The following is a 22,833-nucleotide window of genomic DNA, read 5'->3' as shown; positions in this document are numbered from 1 at the left end:
CCCCTGAAGATGCACTTCGGCCCAGGCATGGGTGGCCGTCTGTTCCTCCACCTCTTCCATCATCAGATAACCGGAAACGTAACGGGCCGGCAGGCCCATCAGCCGGGCGGCGGAAATCAGGATATGGGCGTGGTCCTGGCAGACGCCCTTGCCCGCTTCCAGCGCCGTTTCCGCCGTGGTTTCGATATCGGTCGCGCCGGGCACATACTCCACCTTGCGGTGAATATTTTCCATGAGGTCATGCAGGCGGGCCAGCTCGCTGTCGCCGGCGCTCACCTTCACCAGTTCGCGCACGAGCTTTCCCGGTTTGGTGCGCGGCGTCTCGCGCAGGAAAAGCCACAGCGGCGCATTGCCGATGTGGTAACCGAACACGCCGGCCTTGTCCTCGGTGTTCACGGTGCCGCTTGCCACCACCTTCACCCGCTGCTGCGGACCTTCCGTTTCCACCAGCGCAACGCGGTTGCCGAAATGGTCGTCATAGGTCACTTCGACGGTGGCGCCATCGACCGAGACATCCCAGTTCTCCACCGTCTGGCCCGGGCCGGTCTGCGGCGTCAGGCGCAGCCGCTGCAACGCATAGGGCATCGGCTCGTCATAGACATATTCCGTCGTATGGGTGATTTTCAGACGCATAAGCTGTCCCCGTCCACGCGCTTATTGATAGAAGCGGTAGCCTTCCGTGATTTCCTGTCCCAATTGTCCGTTGCGGTTGACAAATCTCTCCAGAAATTCGTGCAAGCCTTCATCCATCACCCGGCTGATGGTGGTCGCGCGCAGGCTGTCGCGAATGCTCTCGGCCGTGTCGTGCGCCTTGTGCCTCTCGCCGTAATCCTCGGCGATGTAATTGAGGTTGCTGGCGATCTTTTCATAACAATAGGCCAGCGAGCGCGGCATGCGGCCATTGAGAATGAGAAAGTCGGCAATGTTGGAGGGCTTGTATTCCGCATCATAGACCCAGCCATAGGAGCGGTGCGCCGAGACCGAACGCAGGATGGATTCCCACTGCGCATTGTCGAGCGAGGAGCCGACATGCGCGACCGCCGGCAGCAGCACGTAATATTTCACGTCGAGAATGCGGGCCGTGTTGTCGGCACGCTCGATGAAGGTGCCGATGCGGGAGAAATTATAGAGATCGTTGCGCAGCATCGAACCGTGGAAGGCGCCGCGCACCAGACCGGCGCGATGTTTGATGACATCGATGGTCTGCGGCAGTTCGGCGTGGTTGAGCTTGCGGCCGAGAATGTTCTTCAGCTCGATCCAGAATTCATTAGTGGCTTCCCAGGTTTCGCGCGTCAGCGCCGTGCGCACCATGCGGGCATTGTTGCGGCCCGCCTCGATGCAGGACATGACGCTGGAAGGGTTCGCCTTGTCCCGCAGGAGGTAATCGATGGCATTGGACGCCGTTACCTTCTCGCGCGTTTCGAGAAAGGCTTCATGAACGCCCGCACTTTGCAACACGCCGTCCCAGTCCTCATCGCCGCTGCCTGAGCGCGTCAGCGAAACGCGCAGGCCCGCATCGATCAGCCGGGCGATGTTTTCAGCGCGCTCGATATACCGGAACATCCAGTAGAGCCCGTTTGCCGTTCTGCCCAGCATGGCTTAATCCTCCAGTACCCAGGTATCCTTGGTGCCGCCGCCCTGGCTGGAATTGACCACCAGCGAGCCCTGCTTGAGGGCAACGCGGGTCAGTCCGCCGGGAATGATCTTCACCTTGTCCGAGACGAGCACATAGGGACGCAGATCGACATGGCGCGGCGCAATGCCGTTCTTCACCATGATCGGCACGGTGGAAAGCGAAAGCGTCGGCTGCGCAATGTAGTTGGAGGGGCGGGCTTTCAGCTTGTCCGCAAACAGCGCCCGTTCCTTTTTCGTCGCCGTGGGGCCGACCAGCATGCCGTAACCGCCCGAACCGTGGACTTCCTTGACGACGAGGTCGGCGAGGTTGTCGAGCACGTATTTCAGGCTGTCCGGCTCCGAACAGCGCCAGGTCGGCACGTTTTCCAGAAGCGGTTTGCGGCCGGTATAGAACTCGACGATTTCGGGCATATAGGAATAGATCGCCTTGTCGTCGGAAATGCCGGTGCCGGGGGCATTGGCGATGGTGATGTTGCCGGCGCGGTAGACATCCATGATGCCGGGCACGCCGAGCGCCGAATCCGGCCGGAAGGTCAGCGGATCGAGGAAGTCGTCATCGACGCGACGGTAAAGCACGTCGATGGCCTCATAACCGCGGGTGGTGCGCATCTTGACCTTGCCGTCCATGACGCGCAGGTCGGAGCCTTCCACAAGCTCCACGCCCATCATGTCGGCGAGGAAGGAATGTTCGTAATAGGCGGAATTGTAGATGCCGGGCGTCAGCACCGCGACGCGCGGCTTGCCGGAACAGCCGGGGGGTGCGAGCGAGGCGAGCGACTGGCGCAGCAGATAGGGGTAGTCTTCCACCCGCCGCACCCGGTTCTCGTGGAAAAGTTCCGGGAACATCTGCATCATCGTTTCGCGGTTTTCCAGCATGTAGCTGACACCGGACGGTGTGCGGGCATTGTCTTCCAGAACGTAGAACTGGTCTTCGCCAGTGCGGACAATATCCGTGCCGACAATATGGGTGTAGACGCCGCCGGGCGGAGTGAAACCGATCATTTCCGGCAGGAAGGCTTCGTTTTTCTCGATGATTTCGCGGGGGATGCGGCCGGCGCGGATGATTTCCTGCTTATGGTAGATATCGTCGAGGAAAGCATTGAGGGCGAGGACGCGCTGTTCGATGCCCTGGGCCAGTTTGCGCCACTCCCGTCCGGAGATGATGCGCGGGATGATATCGAAGGGGATCAGTTTTTCTGAACTGTCGGCATGGCCGTAGACTGCGAAAGTAATACCGGTTTTTCGAAAGATGTTTTCCGCGTCTTTTGACTTCTGGATCAGGTGCGCCCTGTCCTGTCGGCTGTACCACTCGTTATAGTTTTCATATGGGCTTCGCGGCGTGTCGTCCGCATTTATCATTTCGTCAAATGCCAACTTCGATGTCCCCTTTTTTGCCATATGAATACAACGCCAAATGCAATGCAAGAACTATGCGGAGCTCCTTGCGAAGATTTTTCACCACTCTAGAGTTTTAAAAAAGAAGCGTTTTTCGGTTTCAGCCTATAAATGCGGCATTGGCAAATTGGTTGCGCGGGGATGAGGCGCGTATTGGGGTGGCGGTGCTGTGTGCGCCGTGGGCGAATGCATAAATTTTAGTCGGTCGCTTTCGGTTGATGAATATCGGGCGTCGCATCAGAAAATCTGAAAGATGCGATCACGAAAACGCCTTTGACCTTTCGTCGGGATGCGGATACCGCCTTGCTGAATGCCCGGTTCGATCTTTCGCCGGTTTGCGTGAAGCCGCAGAAATATCAATTCGCCGCCTTTCCCGCACCGTGTCCGGTTACGGGCATCGTGCGGCACAGGGGATGTTCCCATGTCGCTCGACCGTCTGGCTCCGGCCATCTTCGTCTTTCTCTGGTCGACCGGCTGGGTCACCGCCAAATATGCGGTCTATTATACCGGACCGCTGACCTTTCTCTGTCTGCGCTATCTGCTGGCGGGGGCGCTGCTGTGGGCGATCTGCCGCTTTTCCTCCATTCAGTGGCCTGAGCGGCGTGCCGATCTCTTCCGGGCGATCCTGTCCGGCGTTTTCCTGCACGGCCTTTATCTCGGCATGATCTGGTGGGCGATAGGGCAGGGCGTGCCGGCGGCGATCGGCGGTATCATCGCCGGTCTGCAGCCGCTCATGACGGCGGTGGCCGCCCGTTACATGATCGGCGAAAGGATCTCGCCCTTACAGCGCGCCGGCCTGCTCATCGGCTTTGCCGGCATCGCCATTGCCGTGCTGCCGAAGGTCATGGCCACCGGTGCTGTCGGCCTGTCGGTGCCGCTTTACGCCGTGGCGGTGAATGTGCTGGGCATGACTTCGGTTACCTATGGCACGCTCTACCAGAAGAAATATGTCCATGGCGGAAACATCATGGCGGTGGCCACGCTGCAATATGTCGGTGCGCTGCTGGTCACCGTGCCCTTCGCGCTTCTGCTGGAGGATGGGCATGTGGACTGGAGCCTCGGCCTTGCCGCCACGCTCGCCTGGTCGGTGGGTGCGATCTCCATCGGCGCCGTGGCGTTGCTTCTTTATCTGATCCGGCGCGGGCAGGTCTCGCGGGCCGCCTCGCTGATCTATCTCGTGCCGCCGCTTGCGGCGGTGGAAGCAGCACTGCTTTTCGGCGAAACGCTGACACCCGCCATGATTGCCGGCACCGTTCTGGCGGTGACGGGGGTTTATCTCGCCAATCGCAGACCTGCCGCAGCGGTTGTCGCACGTTAGAGCGTTTTTCGAGTAGCGAAAGCGCTCTAACTCTTTGTTTTGCCGTATTTCCGGACGGAAAGCCGGGCTCCACTTTTCCTGGAAATGCTCTAATTACCACAACCTCATATTAGGGGTTTGTTAACCATAAAATTATACCTCTCGTTAATCCAAAGATTTGGCGGGGGTTACATGTCTATTTCACGTCGTGGTGTTCTGTTCGGATTGCCGCTGTTTCTGGCCGGCTGCGCGAATACCGGCATCGGCCAGCAGAGGCTGAATTATGCGGCAAAGCCGGAGGAGAAATTCCCGCTTCCCGCCATGCATCTCGACAAGGTCAAGCCGGAACTGCGCCGGCAGGAAGTCACCTACGATACCAGGCACCCGGCCGGAACGGTTGTGGTGGATACGCCGGCGCGGCGGCTTTATTACGTTATGGGCGATGGTCGCGCCATGCGTTACGGCGTCGGTGTCGGCCGGCAGGGTCTTGCGCTGAAGGGCGATGCCTATATCGGCCGCAAGGCGGAATGGCCGTCCTGGACGCCGACCGCGAACATGATGCGCCGCGATCCGCGCAATCTGAAATTCGCCGGCGGCATGGCGGGCGGCCCGAACAATCCGCTCGGCGCACGCGCGCTCTATCTCTATCGCGGCGGCAACGACACCATGTTCCGTCTGCACGGCACCAACCAGCCGCAATCCATCGGCCACGCCATGTCGAGCGGCTGCATCCGCATGCTGAACCACGACATCATCGATCTTTACAGCCGCGTGCCGGTCGGTTCGAAGGTCGTTGTCTTGCAGGCGTGAGGAAGAGGCGGATTTTTCCGCCTTTGCCACGCCAGAAAATGCCTGTATCCTTGAGTTGATTTTTTCGGCAGACGGTCAATTTTATGCTTGAAAATCAACCATGTGTAGAATGCCTCCCTTTCTGTATTTAAGGGAGTTCTGCTATATCGGAAACGTGATTTCCGGTGTTCGAGACGTGTATCCATAAAGGGTTAAATGCACTGTATCGAGCGCGGCACCACTTCAACGGGGACACATGAACATGGCAACTTTCGACTCTCTCTCCCGCTATCGCCCGCAGGCACTCGGGGCGCTGCGCATCATGACGGCGCTGCTTTTCATGGCGCATGGAACGCAGAAGCTGTTCGGCTTTCCGGCGTCGCAGATGGAAGGCTCGCTGCCGACCCTGATGCTTGTAGCCGCACTGCTGGAATTCGTCGGCGGCATTCTCGTGCTGATCGGCCTGTTCACGCGTCCCGTCGCCTTCATCCTGTCCGGCCAGATGGCGGTCGCCTATTTCATGGCGCATGCGCCGAGCAATTTCTTCCCGGCCCTGAACGGTGGCGACGCCGCCATCCTGTTCTGCTTCATCTTCCTCTATCTGTTCGTTGCCGGTCCGGGCGCCTTCTCGGTGGATGAACGCCGGGCCTGATTGCCGACCCGTCATCGATCTCTTTTGCAGAAGCTCCGCATGGTCATGCCGTGCGGAGCTTTTTTTAGAGAATGATTGAAACTTCGGCCGTGGCCGAAGCATAGATGCTTGTTTTCGGGTTAAGAACGGGTCATCCTGAACGCAGTTGGAAAATCGATCCGTGACCTCCCAGAACCCCATCGCCCGCGAATTGCTGTTTCTCGCCCTGTTGTCCACGCTGTGGGCCGCATCCTATACTTTCATCAAGATCGGGGTGGAGACGATACCGCCGATCACCTTCATCGCATCGAGAACCCTGATTGCCGGTCTGCTGCTCTACGCAGTTATCCGCCTACGCGGGCTGCGCCTGCCCACGGATTTGGCGACGTGGCGGCTGTTCTTCATTCAGGCCTGCATCAACAGCGTTCTGCCCTTCACATTGATCGCCTGGGCGGAGCAGAGCATCGATGCCGGTCTTGCCGTCATTCTCAATGCAACGACGCCGATCTTCACCTTTCTTCTCACCGCACTCGTTATCCGGCACGAGCCGGTCAGCGGGCGCAAGCTGTTTGGCACCATTGCCGGCATGACGGGTGTGTGCCTCATCATCGGTGTCGGAGCGCTGAGCGGCGCGGGCGAGGCGATATGGAGCCAACTCGCCGTGCTGACGGCGGCTTTTTCCTATGCCTGCGCGGCCATTTTCAGTAAAAATTTCAAAGGGCTCGACCCGATCATGCCGGCCGCCGGCTCGCTTATCTGCGGCGCTGTTTTCCTGTTGCCCGTGAGCCTGATCGTCGACCGGCCCTGGACATTGTCGCCTTCGGCGGCCTCACTGACGGCGCTCCTGTGCCTCAGCGTCTTTTCGACCGCGCTCGCCTTCATGATCTATTTCCGGCTGATGCAGACGCTGGGTTCCGTCGGCACCACCTCGCAGGCCTATCTCAGGGTGCCGGTCGGCGTCGCCATCGGCATGGCGTTTCTGGGAGAAATGCCGACACCTGCAATGTGGGTGGGGCTCGTCTGCGTCATTGCCGGCGTGCTGGCCATGACCCTGCCGTCACGGCGTCGTCCGGTCGCACAGGGCGGGTGAGGGGAAAGAAAAGCCCGCTACCGGGCGGCCTCTGCATGCACTCCCTCATTCCTGTGCTTGTCACAGGAATCCAGTCGACGCGCGTCTGCGCGACGGGAAGAGTCCTTTCAGCCCAAGGACTTGGGCTGGCTGGATCCCTGTGACAAGCACAGGGATGAGGAGGAAGCGTCGTGGCAATCTCCTACAGACACCAGGTTGAGACCGGACTTCTCCGCCTTACAAACGAAAAAGCCGGGCGAAAGCCCGGCTTAACGATTAACGTCTCTTAGCGGTTGCGGCCGCGATGGCCGTTGCCGGAAGCGCGCTTTTCCTGGCCGTTGCCGCCCGCAGGGGCGTGGCGGTTGGCGCCGCTGCCGCCGGGCTTGCGGGCCGGGCGGCGGTGCTTGCGCGGGCCGGCCGGGCGGCCTGCGTCGCCTTCAGCCTGCTTGACGCGCTTGAAGTCGGAGGTGACTTCCAGATCGTTGTCCGCGTCGCGCGGAGCATGGTGGCGCGACGGGCGGGATTCGCCGTTGTGACGGCCGCCTTCGCGGGGACCACGCTGATGGCCGCCATTGTTGTTGCGGCCGCCGCGGTTGTTGTTGGGGCGCGTCGGGCTGGCAAGACCGGCCGGGCGTTCGCCGGAGGCGACCGGAATATCGATCTTCATCAGCTTTTCGATGTCGTGCAGCAGGCGGGTTTCGTCCGGTGCGCAAAACGCGATGGCAATGCCGTCGCGGCCGGCACGGGCGGTACGGCCGATGCGGTGAACATAGGCGTCGGGCACTTCCGGCAGGTCATAGTTGAAGACATGCGTTACGGCCGGAATGTCGATGCCGCGGGCAGCGACGTCGGTTGCCACCAGCACCTTGATCTCGCCGTCCTTGAAGCCCTTGAGAGCGCGCTCGCGCTGGCCCTGGCTCTTGTTGCCGTGGATGGAGGCGACCTTGAAGCCGATATGTTCAAGATGCTTGTAAAGCTTCTCGGCGCCGTGCTTGGTGCGCAGGAACACGATGGCGCGGCCATCCGGGTTTTCGTTGAGCGACTTCTTCAGAAGCTCGGTCTTGTCGTTCTTGCCGGCGACGAAGTGAACATATTGCTCCACCTTGTCGGCTGCCTTGCCGGGCGGGGTCACTTCCACCTTGAGCGGATCGGTCAGGTAGCTGTGGGCGAGATCGGCGATCGCCTTCGGCATGGTGGCCGAGAAGAGCAGCGTCTGGCGCTTGGCCGGCACCATCTTCGAAATCTTGCGCAGATCGTGGATGAAGCCGAGATCGAGCATCTGGTCCGCTTCATCGAGCACCAGATAGGTGACCTTGGAGAGCGAGATGGCGTTGCGGGCGATGAGGTCCAGCAGGCGGCCGGGGGTCGCCACCAGAATGTCCGTGCCCTTTTCCAGCTGGAGCTGCTGCTTGTTGATCGATGCGCCGCCAACCACCTGGTTGATGCGCAGCGGCGTCTTCTTCACGAAGGAGCGCAGGTTTTCGCCGATCTGGTTCACCAGCTCGCGCGTGGGGGCGAGGATGAGCGTGCGGCAGGTGCGGTTTGCCGGGCGGTCCGCCTGCTTCATCAGCATTTCGATGATGGGCAGGCCGAAAGCGGCGGTCTTGCCGGTGCCGGTCTGTGCGAGGCCGATCAGGTCACGGCCTTCGAGCAGCAGCGGAATGGCCTTTGCCTGAATGGGAGTAGGGGTCGTATAGCCAAGCTGGGTAACGCTGGCCACGATCTTTTCGGAGAGGCCGAGTTCGCTAAAACTGGTCAATATAATGCCTTTCGGGGCGCCAAAAACCAATCGTCCGGAACAGGGCTGCTGTCCGGCGGTTTCGGCGTCAAGAACCCCGCGTGAATTGGGAACTTGTGGGTTGGAATAACTTTCTGCGCATCAGTGCGGCACATGCCGTCTTCTGTATTCTCTGCGCTTTTCCTTCATGCGGGCCAGATTCTTTATTTTAAGGACGTCTTTCCGGTCATACGCTGCAGCTCACGCGGCTGCCGAAGGTGAAAGCTTGAGGGCCATGTGGGCGTTTTGCGCGTCAAAGTCAAGCGATAGTTTTGTAACGCCGCCGCCACAGGGCGCATGGCAGCCATGCGTACCGGTAGCCGGCGATTGCCGGGACGGCGCGGGTGCCAGCGAAGAATTATGGTTAAAAAAGGGTAACGGCACCCTCGGATACATAGCAAAGATCGATTTTCTCACATAACGTTTTTTGCGACGGCGTCCGGAAATATTTGATTCGACAGGAATGGACTGCAAGGTGTGGAGTATCGATTGACCGAAGGCTGCGGGTTGCTGGAAAAGGCTTGCAGGGCTGTGGCCGCCCTGGACCTGCCCGCGTGCATCAAGGACAGCGAACTTCGCTATATCGCGGTCAATTCCGCCTATGCCCGGCTCATGGGGCGTCCGTCCGGGGCATTCAAAGGACACACCAGCCTTTCCCTTTCCGCCGATATTCGCGATGCCGAGCGCGAGGACAGGGAGCGCCGTTCGCTGGTCTTCGCCACGGATGAGATGATTGCCTGCCATGGCGGGGGCGCGCCCGGGCCATACACGCTTCGCTGCGAACGTTTCACCGGTGACGACGGCAATCTGTTCCTGTTCGAAGCGTTCGAGGATATGTCGTCCGCCACCGTGGAGGTTTTTCCGCAAGCCGATAGCGCTTCGGACCTGCTGTTCGGCAGTGGCGTGATCGATCTCGTCGATGCGGGTATCGTGATTTATGACCGCGAAAACCGGCTGGTCTACTGCAATACCCGCTTCAGGGAATTCTACAGCGCGCTCGGTGTCGACCTGAAGGCTGGCGTCCCGCTCGAGACGCTGATGAGGGCGATTTATTTTTCGAGCGGCTACCGCGATGCGAAGGACGGCGATCCGGCGTTCGAAGGGTGGATGCAGGAGCAGCTACGGGATTTTTCCCTGCCCTATCTCGAAAGGGTGGAGCAGTTTGCCGATGGCCGCTGGGTGCGCATGGTCAACAAGCGGCTGGAAAACGGCATGCTGGTGGGGCTGCGGGTGGATGTCACCGAGTTCAAGGCGCATGAGACGCTTCTGAGCACGCAGATCCGCGAGACCTGGCTTCTGCGCGCCGCGCTTGAGCAATTGCCGGTCGGCGTGTTCCTGAGAGACCAGGACAGGCGGCTGACCTTTGCCAATGCGGCCTATGAGAAATTTCTGGGCGGCAGCCTCGCCGACCATATCGGCAAGACCGAATGCGAGATGTTTCCGGAGGAAGGCCCGCAGTTCCAGCGGGAAAACGAGCATATTCTGCGAACCGGGGAAGCCATTGAAAAGACGGGAAGCGTTCCGCTTTCGGATGGCGGCGCCATTCCCGTCATCACAAGGCTCGGCCGGGTCGCGACGCCGGACGACGAATATTATCTGGTGGGCTCGGTCACCGATGCCAGCCTGCTGCAGGATCGGGAAAAGGCGCTGATCGCCGCGCAGGCCGAGGCCGAGGCGCTGCACCGCCAGCTCGAAGCGGTTCTCCATGCCCTGCCGGTGGGCGTGCTGCTGCTGAGCGCCGATCTCGTCATCGAATATGTCAATCCGTTCTTTTATGAGGTCTGGGGCGAGATCGGCGGCGAGAAGTCGCTTGTCGGCAAAAGTTATCGCGAATTCATGGAGATGAATTTCGACAGCGGCCTTTATGACTATGGCGACAGGCCTTTCGATGAGGTCTATAGCGAGCGGGTGCAGCGGCTTCTGAAGGAGGAGGTCTTTGCGCCCCGCGAGGTGCGCAGCAAAAGCGGCAAGGTCACGGTCATTTCGAAAACCCGGCTCGAAGGCGGGAAAATCCTCAGCACCTATGCCGACGTCACCGATGTGCGCATGCGCGACGTTGAGATCAGCAAGGCGAAGGCCGAACTGGAGCGGGTCGGCGAATATATGCAGGGCGCCACGCGCGCCATGGCGCAGGGGCTGGTGCTGGTCGAGCAGGGCACGATCATCATGTCCAACGAGGCGATGGCGCGCATGTTCGACGTGCCGCCGCATCTTCTGGAAAAGGGCTGCAACTGGTCGGGTTTCTTCGCCCATTGCGCCGGGCGCGGCGATTTCGGCACGGCCGGGGAGGCTTCCGAGACGCTGCGCGCCTGGAGGGAGAATATCGCCGCCAACCGACCGTTTTCCTGGCTCATCCATGTCGCCGGCAAAAGCTGGCTCAATCTGGAGGCCACCAACAGTTCCGGCAATTACTGGCTCATCATCGTCACCGATGTGACCGAGATGAAGCTGCGTGAAGAGGAATTGCAGCGGCTGCTATCGCGTGCGGAAGCGGCGGATCGGGCCAAATCGGAATTCCTGGCCAATATGAGCCATGAAATCCGCACGCCGATGAACGGCGTTCTCGGCATGGCGGAACTTCTGGCCAAGTCCAATCTGGATACGCGCCAGAAGACCTTTACCGATATCATCGTCAAATCCGGCAATGCGCTTCTGACGATCATCAACGACATTCTCGATTTCTCGAAGATCGAGGCCGGGCAGATGAGGCTGCGCAGCGTGCCCTTCGATCCGGCGGAGGCGGTCGAGGATGTGGTGTCGCTGCTGTCCTCAGCGGCGCTTGAAAAGGACATAGAGCTGATCGTCCGGATCGATGCTTCCGTCTTCGGCAAGGTCATCGGCGATGCCGGGCGCTTTCGGCAGATCGTTACCAATATCGTTGGAAACGCCGTCAAGTTCACCGAAATGGGGCATGTGCTGGTCGAGCTTTCGGCGCGTTCGGCGGAAGCCTCCGAGGCCATCCTGTCGCTGCGTGTCGAAGACAGCGGCATCGGTATTCCGGCCGACAAGCTCGAAACCATCTTCGACAAGTTCAGCCAGGTCGACGGCTCCGCCACGCGCCGGCACGAGGGAACGGGGCTGGGGCTGGCGATCACGGTCGGTCTCGTCGGCCTGTTCGACGGCGCGATCAAGGTCGTCAGCGATGTCGGCAGGGGATCGACCTTCGAGGTCAATATTCCGTTTCAGGTGACCGAGAGACAGCGCGACCTCCCGCTTCTTTCCGTGGCGATCGACGATATCCGCGTGCTCGTCATCGACGATAACGACGTCAATCGCCGCATATTGACGGAGCAGTTGCGCAGTTGGGGCATAGACGGCCACGCGGTGGAAGATGGGCCTTCCGGCATCGCCGTGCTTGAGGAGGCCGCCTCGCTCGGTTTTTCCATCGACGCCATCGTTCTCGATTATCATATGCCTGTAATGAACGGGCTGGATGTGGTGGAGCGGATCCGGGCGGATGCGCGCTTTGACGACATCGCCATTGTTTTCCTGACCTCCATGGATGTCGTCGGCGACGAGACGCTGTTCACCGATCTCAATGTGCAGGCGCATCTGATGAAGCCGGCGCGGGCGCGGCTCCTGCGCTCCACCCTGTTCGACGTGGTGCGGGATGTGCGGCTGAAACGCGCCCGGCAAGCGCCGGTCCCGCGTGAAGATCGCGGTGATGGCGCCGTCCGTCCGGAAAAAGGCTCCGCCGAAAGAAAGCAGCGCGATGCCGCATCGACGGCGGTGCCGGCGCGGCATCGGCCGAGCCTTGTCGATGTGCTGGTGGCCGAGGACAATGACGTCAATCAGATTGTCTTCACCCAGATATTGCAGCAGGCGGGTCTGCGCTTTCTGATCGTCGGCAATGGCAAGAAAGCCGTGCAGGCATGGCAGGAGAACAATCCCGCCCTCATCCTGATGGATGTCTCGATGCCGGTCATGAACGGACATCAGGCGACGCAGGCCATCCGCGCCGCGGAACAGACCGCCGCCGACGGCCGGCATGTGCCGATCATCGGCGTTACCGCCCATACGCAGGAGGCGGATCGGGAACTATGCCTGGAGGCGGGCATGGATGATTATCTGTCGAAGCCCATCAGCCCGGAAACGCTCGAAGACAAGATCGCGCAATGGCTGGGCGAAAACATGCCGCGCCGCGACGTGCCGGGCGTGTGACTATCCGCCGCGACTGCGGGTCTCCGAATTGCTTCAGCCGGAGCGCCATCTTCCATGACGCTCTTTCAGACGCAAAACCGCTTCACGCTTTTGCTGAAAATGCTTTGGTCCCGCAGAGCATTTCCCGCTTTCCGGCAAAACCTTTCCGGCGCTCCAGCTGAAAACCGGCGGCGATGAGGTTGCGGCGAACGAAGCCGGCGGCGGCATAGGTGGCGAATGTGCCGCCGGGCGCCGTCTTTGCGAAAAGCGCCTGCATGATTTCCAGCGACCACATGTCCGGATTGCGCGCGGGTGCGAAGCCATCGAGAAACCAGGCGTCGAAACTTTCCTCGCTTGCGGAAATGCCGGCGAGCGCTTCGCCGCAAACCACTGTCAGGTGCGTTTCGTCATCGAGCTGGATTTCGACCCGTCCTTTCGGCTCGGCGGGCCAGAGGGCGGTGAGCGCCTTGCGTTCGGCATCCACTTCCGGCCAGCGGGAAAGCGCCCGGTCGATTTCCTCCGCCTTCATCGGGTAGAGTTCGAAGGAGATGAAATGCAGTCTGGAGCGGCCGTTGCGCATCTCTTTCCATTGGCGCCATGTCTCGCAGAGGTTAAGCCCGGTGCCGAAGCCCAGTTCGCCGATGCGGAAGGCGCCCTCCCGTTCGAGCCAACGTTCTGGCAGGCCGTTTCCGGAGAGGAAGACATGGCCGCATTCCAGCCGGCCATCCGTCTGGCAATAAAAATGGTCGTCAAAGGCCAGTGAATAGGGCATATCCCCGTCACGCCAGTCGAGCGCGGCGGGGACTTCCCCAGCCGGTGAACCGGCCGCTACGCCGGTCTCTGTGATATTTTCGTTGGAATGTTTCATGGCTAAAGCCGATAATCCCGCTTTCGAACAGGGTCAATCTCCAAGATTGCCGGCTTCCGTGCCGCTTCTCGTCGTCGGCGGCGGCATCATGGGGCTGTGGGCCTCTGTCAAGGCGGAGCGGCTCGGCATCGAGACATTGCTGGTGGAGGCGGATCGCCCCGGCGGCGGCGCCAGCGGCGGGCTGCTGGGCGCGTTGATGCCGCATATGCCGGACCGCTGGTCGGACAAGAAGCAGTTCCAGTTCGATGCCCTCGTTGCGCTGGAAAAAGAGATTGCCGGGCTGGAGGCGGAAACCGGGCTTTCCGCCGGCTACCGTCGCTCAGGCCGTATCATTCCGCTGCCGAAGCCGCATCTGCGCGCCATTGCCGAACGGCACGAACGGGATGCGCTGGAGAACTGGGTGTCGGGCGAGCGCCGGTTCCATTGGCATGTCGGCGACAGCCCTTCGGTCGCGGGCTGGGTGGATGATGCGGCGGGTGAGGCGGGTTTCGTGTTCGATACACTGGCGGCGCGGGTCTCGCCACGTGCGATGATCGCCCTTCTTTCGGCTTTTCTCGGCAAGGCGCGGCATGTGCGGCTGGCGGGAGGTTACCGCGTTCTTTCGCTCGACGCGGATGCCGGGCGGGCGGTGCTCTCATCGGGCGACGAGGTTTCTTTCGGCCATGTCATCGTCGCCAATGGCCATGGTTCCTTCCCCCTGATCCGCGACGCCCTCGGCCTGGAGGCTGGTGTGACGCTGGGGCAGGCGGTGAAGGGGCAGGCGGCGCTTCTCGACGCGACGGCCGATCCGGCGATGCCGGTCGTGTTCCTGAACGGTCTTTATATCGTACCGCATGAGGATGGCACGGTCGCGATCGGCAGTACCAGCGAAGATTGTTTTTCCGATCCCTTCGGTACCGATGAAGAGCTCGAAAAACTGCTTGCGGATGCATGTGCGGTCGTGCCTTCGCTTGCCCGTGCGCCGGTGCTCGAGCGCTGGGCCGGGCTGCGCCCGAAGGCGGTGGGGAGGGACCCGATGGTGGGCACGATCCCCGGCCATCCGAGGCTCGTTGCGCTAACCGGCGGCTTCAAGGTCAGCTTCGGGCTTGCGCATTTTCTTGCCGATGCGGCGTTGCAGACCGTGTGCGGTCACACGCCTGCCATCCCCTCGGGCTTTCACCTTCAACAACATGTGAGTATTGCCGTCGCGGACTTTAGAAAGTTCTGATTAGGCCGCCCACGTCGTTAATCTGTCACGCAAATCACTTATCTGCTGGCCTGCAACGAGGCCGGTTTGTCCGCTTTTGCGGCGAGGTGACAGCGCATGCGATACGCCATTCATTTCACGCCTTCCCCCAATGACCCCCTGACGCAGGCGGCCGCCGCGTGGTTGGGGCGCGATGCCTATTCCGGTCAGGCGGTGGAGCCGCCGGGCATGATCGATCTCGGCATGCAGGAGATTTCCTACCATACGGCGCTGCCGCGCCGTTACGGTTTCCATGGCACGATCAAGGCTCCCTTCCGTCTTGCGGAGGGCCATTCCGAGGCCGCGCTTCTGCGCGACCTGATGTATTTTTCCGGCAGGCAGGAGCCCTTCACGCTACCGCAACTGGTGGTGGCAAGGCAGGAGAATGTCTTCAGCCTCGTTCCCGAGCGCCCCTGCGAAGTGCTGCATTTCTTTGCCGCCCGCGTGGTGCAGGAATTCGACCGTTACCGGGCGCCGCTCTCCGACGCGGAAATCGAGCGCGCGGATCCGGACCGGCTTTCGGCCTCGCAGCTCACCAATCTGCATCGCTGGGGCAGCCCGCATGTGATGGATGAGTTCCGGTTCCAGATGTCGCTGACCGGCGGTGTGGAAGCTTCCAGCAGCCAGAGGATAGAGCGGGCCGTGCGCAAGGTTTTTGAGCCGCTGCTCACCCGGTCCCTGCAATTTTCCAGCCTTGCGCTTTTCATCGAGGATGAGCCGGGCGCGCCTTTCCGGGTACACTCGCTTCACCCCATGGGTCGCGTTTCCGCCCGAAAGATCGCCTGAAGAGCACGTCGGAGTAATCGTATACAAAAAAGCATCGGAATGTCGGCAAGATTGATCTCGACATTCCGGATGCGGATGCTACCGTTCGGATATCGCATATCTGAAGCGTGCGTTGTGTCCCTTTCGGGTCATCGCGCTTCGGAGGTCTGTTTTATGTCTCCCGAAATCGGTTTCCGCCTTGGGAGAGATGTTCTGGGTGGCTGCATGATTTCCGAAAATTACTCCCGCAATCTGGTGGGCTATGGCCGCAATGTTCCCGATCCGAAATGGCCGGGCGGCGCGCGCATCGCCGTGCAATTCGTCATCAATTACGAGGAGGGCGGCGAGAGCTGCATTCTCGACAATGACAAGGCGTCGGAATCGCTGCTGTCGGAAATCGTCGGCGCCCAGCCCTGGCCCGGCCAGCGCAACCTGAACATGGAATCGATCTATGAATATGGCTCGCGCGCCGGCTTCTGGCGGCTGTGGCGCATGTTCACCGGCCTTGGCGTTACCACCACCGTTTATGGCGTGACCGCCGCCATGGCCCGCAACCCGGAAGCCGTTGCGGCGATGAAGGAAGCGGGATGGGAAATCGCCAGCCATGGTTATCGCTGGCTGGAATATAAGGATTTTTCCGAAGAAGAAGAGCGCAAGCACATAGTCGAAGCCGTGCGTCTGCACACGGAGGTTACCGGCGAGCGTCCTTACGGCATGTATCAGGGCAAGCCTTCGGACAATACGCTGCGCCTTGTCATGGAAGAGGGCGGTTTCCTCTATTCGTCGGATTCCTATGCCGACGATCTGCCCTATTGGGTGAAGGGCGTAGGCGACGAGCCTTTCCTGATCATTCCCTATACGCTCGAAACCAACGATATGCGTTTCGCCACGCCGCAGGGTTTCAATTCCGGCGACCAGTTCTTCACCTATCTGAAGGATGCCTTTGATGTGCTTTACCAGGAAGGTGTCGAGGGGGCGCCGAAGATGATGAGCATCGGCCTGCATTGCCGTCTTGTCGGCCGACCCGGCCGTGCGGCGGCACTTCGCCGTTTCATCGAATATGTGCTCGGCCATGAGAAAGTGTGGATCCCGCAGCGCATCGAGATTGCCCGTCACTGGCATGAACATCATAAGCCGGAGGTGCTTTGATGGTGACGCGTGAGGACTTTGTCAGCCGTTTCGGCGGCGTGTTCGAACATTCGCCCTTCATTGCCGGACGGGCCTACGATGCCGGCGGAGCCGGCCTGGAACTGACGGCGAAGGCGGTTCACGCCGTGCTTTGTGCGCAGTTTCGCGCGGCTTCCGAGGCGGAAAGGCTCGGCGTATTGCGGGCGCATCCCGATCTTGCCGGCAAGCTGGCGATTGCGGGCGAGTTGACGGCCGACAGCCGCAACGAACAGGCCGGTGCGGGGCTGGACCGACTTACCCCCGAAGAGCACGCCCGTTTTACCGAATTGAACGGCGCCTATACCGAAAAATTCGGCTTTCCCTTCATCATCGCGGTCAAGGGGCTGAACAGGTACGATATTCTTTCCGCCTTCGAGACGCGCATCGGCAACGGTGCAGCCGAAGAATTTGAGACGGCGACGGCGCAGGTGGAAAAGATCGCCTGGCTTCGCCTTTCCTCGATGCTGCCGGAAGGCTGAATTGGCGAGTGGTGGCCGTTCTGCTAGAATCGTGCCGTCTGGAGATGAAGATCATGAGACCTTCCGAGGTGCTGGAAAAGAACAGGGAAGCGATCCGCGAAGCGACGAAACGCTTCAACGCGGCAAACCCGCGCGTGTTCGGCTCCGTCGCCCGCGGCGAGGACCGGCCGGACAGCGATCTCGACATTCTGGTGGATGCGCTGCCGGGCACGACATTGTTCGATCTCGGCGGTTTGCTGGAGGAATTGAAGGCACTGCTTGGTGTCGAGGTCGACGTCGTCACCTCAGGCGGCCTGCATTCGGATATACGGGCGCGCGTTCTGAAGGAAGCCAAAGCGGTATGAGTACGGATCGGCTTCTGCTCTATCTAAAGGAGATGGATGTTGCCGCCTCCAGAATACAGGATTTCATTCAGGATATGGATGAGGCCGCTTTTTCTTCCGACACGCGGACGCAGATGGCGGTCATGATGGGGCTTGCCCTGATTGGCGAGGCGGTCGCCAAGCTGGACAAGCACTACCCCGCATTTTTACAGCAGCACCCGGAAATCCCCTGGATCAAGATGAAGGGAATGCGCAATCTGATCGTGCATGATTATTTCCGGGCGGAGCTTTCGGTCGTCTGGAAAACGATAACGCAGAGCATTCCGGATCTGCAGGCGCGTCTCTCCCTCCTCCGAAACTGGCATGCCCAAGGTGAATGACATTTGACTGATTTTCTCGACATAAAACCTCTCACCAAAGAGGCTTTCGCATGTTTCGGCGATGTGATCGAAACGACACCCTCTTCCATGCGGCATATCAATGGCGGCCAGACCGAGCGGCATCATGCGCTTGCAGCACCGGAGGCGGCGGGTGAGGGCGCGCGTGTCATCCTCAATATTTTCCGCGGGCAGCCCCGCGCCTTTCCGCATGAAATCGAAATGATGGAGCGGCATCCGCTCGGCAGCCAGAGTTTTTCGCCGCTTTCCGGCCGGCCCTTCCTCGTGGTCGTCGCCGATGACGATGGCGGCCGGCCCGGCCGGCCGCAGGTGTTTCTGGCGCGGGGCGATCAGGGCGTGAATTACCGCCGCAATGTCTGGCATTATCCGCTGATGCCGTTGCAGGCGGTTTCGGATTTTCTGGTTGCCGACCGCGATGGGCCGGGTAACAATCTGGAAGAGTATTTTTTCGATGAGCCCTATATGATCGCGGAGCCCAAGCCATGACCGGTTTGACCACCCATGTCCTCGATGCCGCCCATGGCACGCCCGCAGAAGGGCTGACGATCGAGCTCTACCGGCTCTCCGGCGATCGCCGCGAGAAGCTGAAGACGGTGAAGACCAATAGCGACGGCCGTGTGGATGGTGGGCCGCTGCTCGCCGGCGACAGTTTCAAGGTGGGCCAATACGAGCTGGTTTTCCATGCCGGCGATTATCTGCGCGGCAAGGGTGTGGCGCTGCCGGAGCCGGCCTTTCTCGATATTATCCCGATCCGTTTCGGCATTGCCGATGAGAGCGGCCACTACCATGTGCCGCTTCTGCTTTCGCCCTATAGTTATTCCACCTATCGAGGAAGCTGATTGCCATGATCTTTGCCGCCATTGCCGATATTCACGGAAACTGCGCCGCGCTTGAAGCCGTGCTGGAGGATATCGCGAGGCTTGGCATCAAGGACATCGTCAATCTCGGCGATTGTTTCAGCGGCCCGCTAGAAGCGGGGTTTACCGGCGACGTGCTTGTTAGCAACTGGATTCCCAGCATTCGCGGCAATCATGACCGGGAACTGATCGACCGTGCCCCGGATGAGATGGGAAGCTGGGAAAGGCCGGCGCATGCGCAGTTGAGCGCCGCCCATCTGGACTGGCTGCAAACCCTGCCATTCAGCATGGTGTTTAAGGATGTCGCCTATTGCTGCCATGGCTCGCCGCGTGACGATCTGGAATATTGGCTGGAAACGCTGTCACCGGAAGGCGTTCTGAAATTGCGGCCGCTGGCCGAAATCGAAGCCATGGCTGAAGGCATCACCCAGCCGCTGATGCTGTGTGGCCATACCCATATTCCCCGCACCGTGCAGCTTTCCGACGGCCGGCTGATCGTCAATCCCGGTAGCGTCGGCTGCCCCGGCTGGAAGGACGACACGCCTTTCGACCATCACGTCGAGGCCGGCCACCCGCTTGCCACCTATGCCGTGCTGGAAGAGACCGGGCGCGGCTGGCAGGTCTATTTCCGCAATATCCGTTACGACAATATGGCAATGGCCGAGATGGCGAAGGTCAACGGCATGCCTCGTCTCTCCGATGCGCTGGCGGGCGGCTGGCTTGGCAAACGGGCTTGAATTTCCAGGAGAGTTGTACTATTTGTTGTACAACTTTCATCGAGGTTCATCCATGCGTACCGTTATGTTTTCGAAAGCACGCGAATCCCTTGCATCGCTTCTGGATGAAGTGTCGCAGGACCGGGTGACTGTGGAAATCGTGCGCCGCGACAAGCCGTCCGCCGTTCTTATCGATAAGGACGAGTATGAAGGCTTGATGGAAACATTGCATCTCTGCTCGTCGCCGGAGAATTTCGCCAGACTTAGAAAGTCGATGTCCGATGTGGACGCGGGTACTTTCGAAAGTCATGATCTTATCGACTGATTTTTCAAACCCATCGCGCATGAGTGCGAGCTTCCATCAGGAGAAACTCTCTTGCAGCAAAAGGGCGCGATTGCTCTCGGCTGGAGTCATCAGGGCTGGGAAGACTATCTTCACTGGCAACAATATGATCGCAAGATGCTCGAACGCATCAATGAACTCATCAAGGATTGTCGACGGCATCCGTTTGAAGGGATCGGAAAACCTGAGCCACTGCGTTTTCAGTTGAAGGGCCTATGGTCACGCCGGATTTCGCAGGAGCATCGGCTTGTCTACGAATTGCGCGGCGAAGCCGAAAAGACGGTCCTGATCATTCACCAGTGCCGTTTCCACTACTGATCCTCACCCCTCGCTGGTCATCACCACGCAGGAATAAGATTGCGCCTTCAGTTCCTTGCACGCGGAAACCGCCGAAGACTGGTCTTCGAAGCCGGTGAAACGGGCGCGGTAGAGGGTTGCCGATCCGCTTTGCACCGCTTCGGTATAGGGAGCGATCCCGGCATAATTTCCGGCGATGTTGGAGCGGGCATTGGCGAGCAGCGAGCGGGCGGCGGCTTCGCTGTCGGTGGCGGCGATCTGCACTTCCCAGCGGCTTCTCTGGCCGGCGGAGACGGCAGTGGGGGCCGGCCGCGGGATGGCCGAAACCTGCATCATGTCGGCCATCTGGTTATTCGCCGTGGCGATTTGCATGGCGACCGGATCCTGACGGCGTTCGGCGAACATCGGCAATGGTATGGAGGTGGGCGGTACTGAGGCGGCGGGCGCGGCTGCGGGCGTCACAGCAAAGGTGCGGCTGACATTGGCGCTGGCGACGAGCTGTTCGGTGTTGCGGCTTCTCGATGCCTGCGGCACGGCCTTGTCGAGAAGGGCGGCCATCTGCGCATCGCGGCTACGCGCCGTCTTGCCGCCCAGCACCACACCGACGACGCGGCGACCATTGTGATTGACGGCGCTGACGAGGTTGAAGCCGGAGGCATTGGTATAACCGGTCTTGATGCCGTCCATGCCCTGATAACGATACATCAGATTGTTATGGCCGCGAATGCGTTTTCCCCGGAAACTGAAGGATTCCATGGCGAAGAGGTCGTATTCCTTGGGAAAGTCGCGCTGCAGCGCCAGGCCGAGTTTCGCCATGTCGCGCGCCGTCGTCACCTGCGATTTGCTGGGCAGGCCGGAAGCGTTGCGGAACACCGTTTTCGTCATGCCGAGCTGGCGGGCCTTGCGGGTCATCATCTCGGCGAACCTTGCCTCGGAGCCGCCGAGATGATCGCCCATGCCTTCCGCCATGTCATTGGCGGATTTGACGATCATGCCGTAGACCGCCTCGCGCACGGTGAAGGTCTGCCCCTGGCGCACATAAAGCTTCGAGGGGATAACGGCTGCACCGTTCTTGGACATCTTTATCTTCTGGTCCCAGCGAAGCCGGCCGGAATGCAGCGCCTCGAAGGTCATGTAAAGCGTCATCATCTTGGTGAGCGAAGCGGGGTGGTTCAGCACATCGGCGTTGCGGGACGCCAGAACCTTGCCGGTATTGGCGTCCATGATGAAATGGGCGTAACCGGCCTGGGCAGGCGATGCCTGCAATGAGAGGATCGCGCAAAAGAAGGCGAGTGCGAAAACCCATGCGCCCGCCATTCCCCGTTTGATCGTTCCCGACATAATCCACCCCTTTTGTTCGGCCGCCGCGATGAGCGAAGTTTTACTGACACTTTCCGGCAACAAAACCGCTAAAACTTTAGAGATCGCTTTCATGCTTAATTAAGTATGAATTTCAAGCTGTTGGCAGCCCTCACAATTTCCTTGCAAAGAAACCAACCGTCCGGTATGTTCCGAAACATGAAAAATGCACATGAACGGAAAAAGCAGCCTGAGATCGTTCGCCGCAGTCTTCTCGATTGCGCGGCGAAACTCGCTGCCGAACAGGGTGTTGCAGCACTTTCCGTGCAGGCGGTGGCGGATGCCGCCGGGGTGACGAAGGGCGGGTTGTTTCATCATTTCGCCTCCAAGCAGGCTTTGCTGGAGGCGGTGATGGCGGACCTTCTTTCGGCGCTGGACGCGGAAATCGACGCGCTCATCTCACAGGATTGTGAAGCTTACGGATGCTTCACGAGGGCCTATGTGAACGCGGTTTTCGCCGATCGCGACCGGGAATCGGGCAGGCAATGGGCGGCGTTATCGGTGTCGATGGTTGGTGAACCGTCGCTCAGGCGCATGTGGACCAGCTGGTTCGAAGGACGTCTCATCCGTCATAAGGAAACGGATGAGGGGGTGGTATTGGAACTCGTAAGGCTTGCGGCTGACGGCATCTGGTTTGCCGATCTTCTGGCCGATGACGGCAGGGCAGGTGGCGACAGGGCGGCTCTCAGAGCCCGGATGATCGCCCAGACGAAAAAGGAAATGGAACAATGAACGCGGCTATCTTCACCTACGGGGCGCTCGTCGCGGCCATTGTCTGCGAGGTCATAGCCACCTCGTTCCTGCAGCAGTCGCAGCAGTTCACCCGGCTGTTGCCGACGGTGCTGATGGCGCTGTTTTACGGTGCGGCCTTTTATCTGCTGTCGTTCACGCTGCGGGCGCTGCCGGTCGGCGTGGCCTATGCGATCTGGAGCGGGCTCGGCATCGTGCTGATTTCCGGCATCGGCTATTTCGTGTTCCGCCAGGCGCTGGATATCGCCGCTGTCGTCGGCCTCGGGTTTATCGTGACGGGAGTGGTGATTGTGAATGTGTTTTCGAAGACGGTGGGGCATTGAGACTGGCTGCTGAGGGCGCTCGCGAAGGCAACATCCGCAGGCCGTCACCCCGGACCTGATCCGGGGTCCAGCGCGATCAAGTCCTTGATCGCAGAAGGGTCTTTTCACGGCGCAGACGCGCCGTGGCTGGATGCCGGATCAAGCAACCGTGGATGATCAAGCAAATGCTGGATCTGTCCTTGCGATGGCGTTGAGGATAGTGATGAGCTTCCGGATTGTTGCGACGATGG

24 protein-coding genes are annotated in these 22,833 nt (G+C 60.3%); 18 read left to right on the top strand and 6 right to left on the bottom strand.

Features of this window, described 5'->3' with window-relative positions:
* From I3J13_RS25225 to I3J13_RS25215, 3 genes are all read right to left on the bottom strand, one after another.
* Window positions 1–633, bottom strand: a 633-nt coding sequence (locus tag I3J13_RS25225) for a transglutaminase family protein (RefSeq protein ID WP_196380622.1), incomplete at its 3' end; no start/stop codon positions are given.
* A 21-nt stretch (window positions 634–654) separates the two neighbouring features.
* Window positions 655–1,596 carry an alpha-E domain-containing protein gene (locus I3J13_RS25220; protein WP_196380621.1) on the bottom strand — a complete coding sequence of 314 codons (942 nt, stop codon included), beginning with the start codon at window positions 1,594–1,596 and terminating at the stop codon, window positions 655–657.
* Between the two features lie 3 nt (window positions 1,597–1,599).
* Entirely contained in the window at window positions 1,600–3,009 is a 1,410-nt protein-coding gene (locus tag I3J13_RS25215) for a circularly permuted type 2 ATP-grasp protein (RefSeq protein WP_003520532.1), read from the bottom strand.
* 442 nt (window positions 3,010–3,451) lie between these two features.
* On the opposite strand from I3J13_RS25215, the gene I3J13_RS25210 reads away from it, so the two are divergent.
* The 4 genes from I3J13_RS25210 to I3J13_RS25195 all read left to right on the top strand — a co-directional run bounded on the left by I3J13_RS25210 (window position 3,452) and on the right by I3J13_RS25195 (window position 6,837).
* Window positions 3,452–4,348 (top strand): DMT family transporter, encoded by an 897-nt coding sequence (locus I3J13_RS25210; protein ID WP_020811451.1) that lies wholly within the window; start codon window positions 3,452–3,454, stop codon window positions 4,346–4,348.
* A gap of 171 nt (window positions 4,349–4,519) precedes the next feature.
* Window positions 4,520–5,137, top strand: a complete 618-nt coding sequence (locus I3J13_RS25205; RefSeq protein WP_003520529.1) for a L,D-transpeptidase — start codon at window positions 4,520–4,522, stop codon at window positions 5,135–5,137.
* Window positions 5,138–5,378: 241 nt separating this feature from the next.
* The gene (locus tag I3J13_RS25200; RefSeq protein ID WP_031234117.1) at window positions 5,379–5,768 is read left to right on the top strand and encodes a DoxX family protein; all 390 of its coding nucleotides are present in this window, start codon (window positions 5,379–5,381) and stop codon (window positions 5,766–5,768) included.
* A gap of 160 nt (window positions 5,769–5,928) precedes the next feature.
* On the top strand, window positions 5,929–6,837 hold the full coding sequence (locus tag I3J13_RS25195; protein WP_196380620.1) for an EamA family transporter: 909 nt from the start codon (window positions 5,929–5,931) through the stop codon (window positions 6,835–6,837).
* Window positions 6,838–7,102: 265 nt separating this feature from the next.
* Here the strand turns inward: I3J13_RS25195 and I3J13_RS25190 are convergent, their stop codons facing one another.
* Entirely contained in the window at window positions 7,103–8,575 is a 1,473-nt protein-coding gene (locus I3J13_RS25190) for a DEAD/DEAH box helicase (protein ID WP_035261393.1), read from the bottom strand.
* A 507-nt stretch (window positions 8,576–9,082) separates the two neighbouring features.
* On the opposite strand from I3J13_RS25190, the gene I3J13_RS25185 reads away from it, so the two are divergent.
* Window positions 9,083–12,754, top strand: coding sequence for a response regulator (locus I3J13_RS25185; RefSeq protein WP_196380619.1), 3,672 nt, complete (start codon window positions 9,083–9,085; stop codon window positions 12,752–12,754).
* Window positions 12,755–12,836: 82 nt separating this feature from the next.
* Here the strand turns inward: I3J13_RS25185 and mnmC2 are convergent, their stop codons facing one another.
* A complete protein-coding gene (gene mnmC2 / locus I3J13_RS25180; protein ID WP_196380618.1) occupies window positions 12,837–13,601 on the bottom strand; it encodes a tRNA (5-methylaminomethyl-2-thiouridine)(34)-methyltransferase MnmC2 in 765 nt (254 codons plus the stop codon).
* Between mnmC2 and I3J13_RS25175 the strand changes: the two genes are divergently transcribed.
* From I3J13_RS25175 to I3J13_RS25125, 11 genes are all read left to right on the top strand, one after another.
* Window positions 13,600–14,808: an NAD(P)/FAD-dependent oxidoreductase gene (locus tag I3J13_RS25175; protein ID WP_196380617.1), complete on the top strand. Its 1,209-nt coding sequence runs from the start codon at window positions 13,600–13,602 to the stop codon at window positions 14,806–14,808. The two genes, mnmC2 and I3J13_RS25175, sit on opposite strands and share 2 nt — an antisense overlap.
* A 96-nt stretch (window positions 14,809–14,904) precedes the next feature.
* A complete protein-coding gene (locus I3J13_RS25170; protein WP_003524263.1) occupies window positions 14,905–15,612 on the top strand; it encodes a DUF1045 domain-containing protein in 708 nt (235 codons plus the stop codon).
* Between the two features lie 204 nt (window positions 15,613–15,816).
* The gene (puuE, locus tag I3J13_RS25165) at window positions 15,817–16,740 is read left to right on the top strand and encodes an allantoinase PuuE (RefSeq protein WP_196380624.1); all 924 of its coding nucleotides are present in this window, start codon (window positions 15,817–15,819) and stop codon (window positions 16,738–16,740) included.
* Complete coding sequence (uraD, locus tag I3J13_RS25160; protein ID WP_196380616.1) at window positions 16,740–17,237, top strand: 2-oxo-4-hydroxy-4-carboxy-5-ureidoimidazoline decarboxylase; 498 nt, start codon at window positions 16,740–16,742, stop codon at window positions 17,235–17,237. Before puuE ends, uraD begins: the two co-directional genes overlap by 1 nt.
* Window positions 17,238–17,290: 53 nt before the next feature.
* Window positions 17,291–17,581 carry a nucleotidyltransferase family protein gene (locus I3J13_RS25155; RefSeq protein WP_035220685.1) on the top strand — a complete coding sequence of 97 codons (291 nt, stop codon included), beginning with the start codon at window positions 17,291–17,293 and terminating at the stop codon, window positions 17,579–17,581.
* The gene (locus tag I3J13_RS25150; RefSeq protein ID WP_035220083.1) at window positions 17,578–17,940 is read left to right on the top strand and encodes a HepT-like ribonuclease domain-containing protein; all 363 of its coding nucleotides are present in this window, start codon (window positions 17,578–17,580) and stop codon (window positions 17,938–17,940) included. Before I3J13_RS25155 ends, I3J13_RS25150 begins: the two co-directional genes overlap by 4 nt.
* 3 nt (window positions 17,941–17,943) lie before the next feature.
* Window positions 17,944–18,444, top strand: a complete 501-nt coding sequence (locus I3J13_RS25145) for an ureidoglycolate lyase (protein WP_196380615.1) — start codon at window positions 17,944–17,946, stop codon at window positions 18,442–18,444.
* Complete coding sequence (gene uraH / locus I3J13_RS25140) at window positions 18,441–18,797, top strand: hydroxyisourate hydrolase (protein WP_196380614.1); 357 nt, start codon at window positions 18,441–18,443, stop codon at window positions 18,795–18,797. The genes I3J13_RS25145 and uraH overlap by 4 nt, the downstream gene beginning before the upstream one ends.
* A 5-nt stretch (window positions 18,798–18,802) precedes the next feature.
* Window positions 18,803–19,552, top strand: coding sequence for a metallophosphoesterase family protein (locus tag I3J13_RS25135; protein ID WP_196380613.1), 750 nt, complete (start codon window positions 18,803–18,805; stop codon window positions 19,550–19,552).
* Window positions 19,553–19,604: 52 nt separating this feature from the next.
* The gene (locus tag I3J13_RS25130; RefSeq protein ID WP_035260938.1) at window positions 19,605–19,856 is read left to right on the top strand and encodes a type II toxin-antitoxin system Phd/YefM family antitoxin; all 252 of its coding nucleotides are present in this window, start codon (window positions 19,605–19,607) and stop codon (window positions 19,854–19,856) included.
* Between the two features lie 51 nt (window positions 19,857–19,907).
* On the top strand, window positions 19,908–20,192 hold the full coding sequence (locus I3J13_RS25125; RefSeq protein WP_206696310.1) for a Txe/YoeB family addiction module toxin: 285 nt from the start codon (window positions 19,908–19,910) through the stop codon (window positions 20,190–20,192).
* A 3-nt stretch (window positions 20,193–20,195) separates the two neighbouring features.
* Here I3J13_RS25125 and I3J13_RS25120 read toward each other — a convergent pair whose 3' ends face one another.
* Entirely contained in the window at window positions 20,196–21,488 is a 1,293-nt protein-coding gene (locus tag I3J13_RS25120) for a D-alanyl-D-alanine carboxypeptidase (RefSeq protein ID WP_196380623.1), read from the bottom strand.
* Window positions 21,489–21,677: 189 nt separating this feature from the next.
* Here I3J13_RS25120 and I3J13_RS25115 point away from each other — a divergent pair, with 189 nt between their 5' ends.
* Together I3J13_RS25115 and I3J13_RS25110 are read left to right on the top strand one after the other, a co-directional pair.
* Entirely contained in the window at window positions 21,678–22,262 is a 585-nt protein-coding gene (locus I3J13_RS25115) for a TetR/AcrR family transcriptional regulator (protein WP_080851082.1), read from the top strand.
* On the top strand, window positions 22,259–22,603 hold the full coding sequence (locus tag I3J13_RS25110; protein ID WP_003524247.1) for a DMT family transporter: 345 nt from the start codon (window positions 22,259–22,261) through the stop codon (window positions 22,601–22,603). The genes I3J13_RS25115 and I3J13_RS25110 overlap by 4 nt, the downstream gene beginning before the upstream one ends.
* Window positions 22,604–22,833: the final 230 nt, after the last annotated feature.

This window comes from Agrobacterium leguminum (assembly GCF_015704895.1).
In the GTDB taxonomy this organism is placed as follows: domain Bacteria; phylum Pseudomonadota; class Alphaproteobacteria; order Rhizobiales; family Rhizobiaceae; genus Agrobacterium; species Agrobacterium leguminum.
Note: the sequence above shows the minus strand (reverse complement) of the source record. Positions and strands in the feature narration are given on the sequence as shown.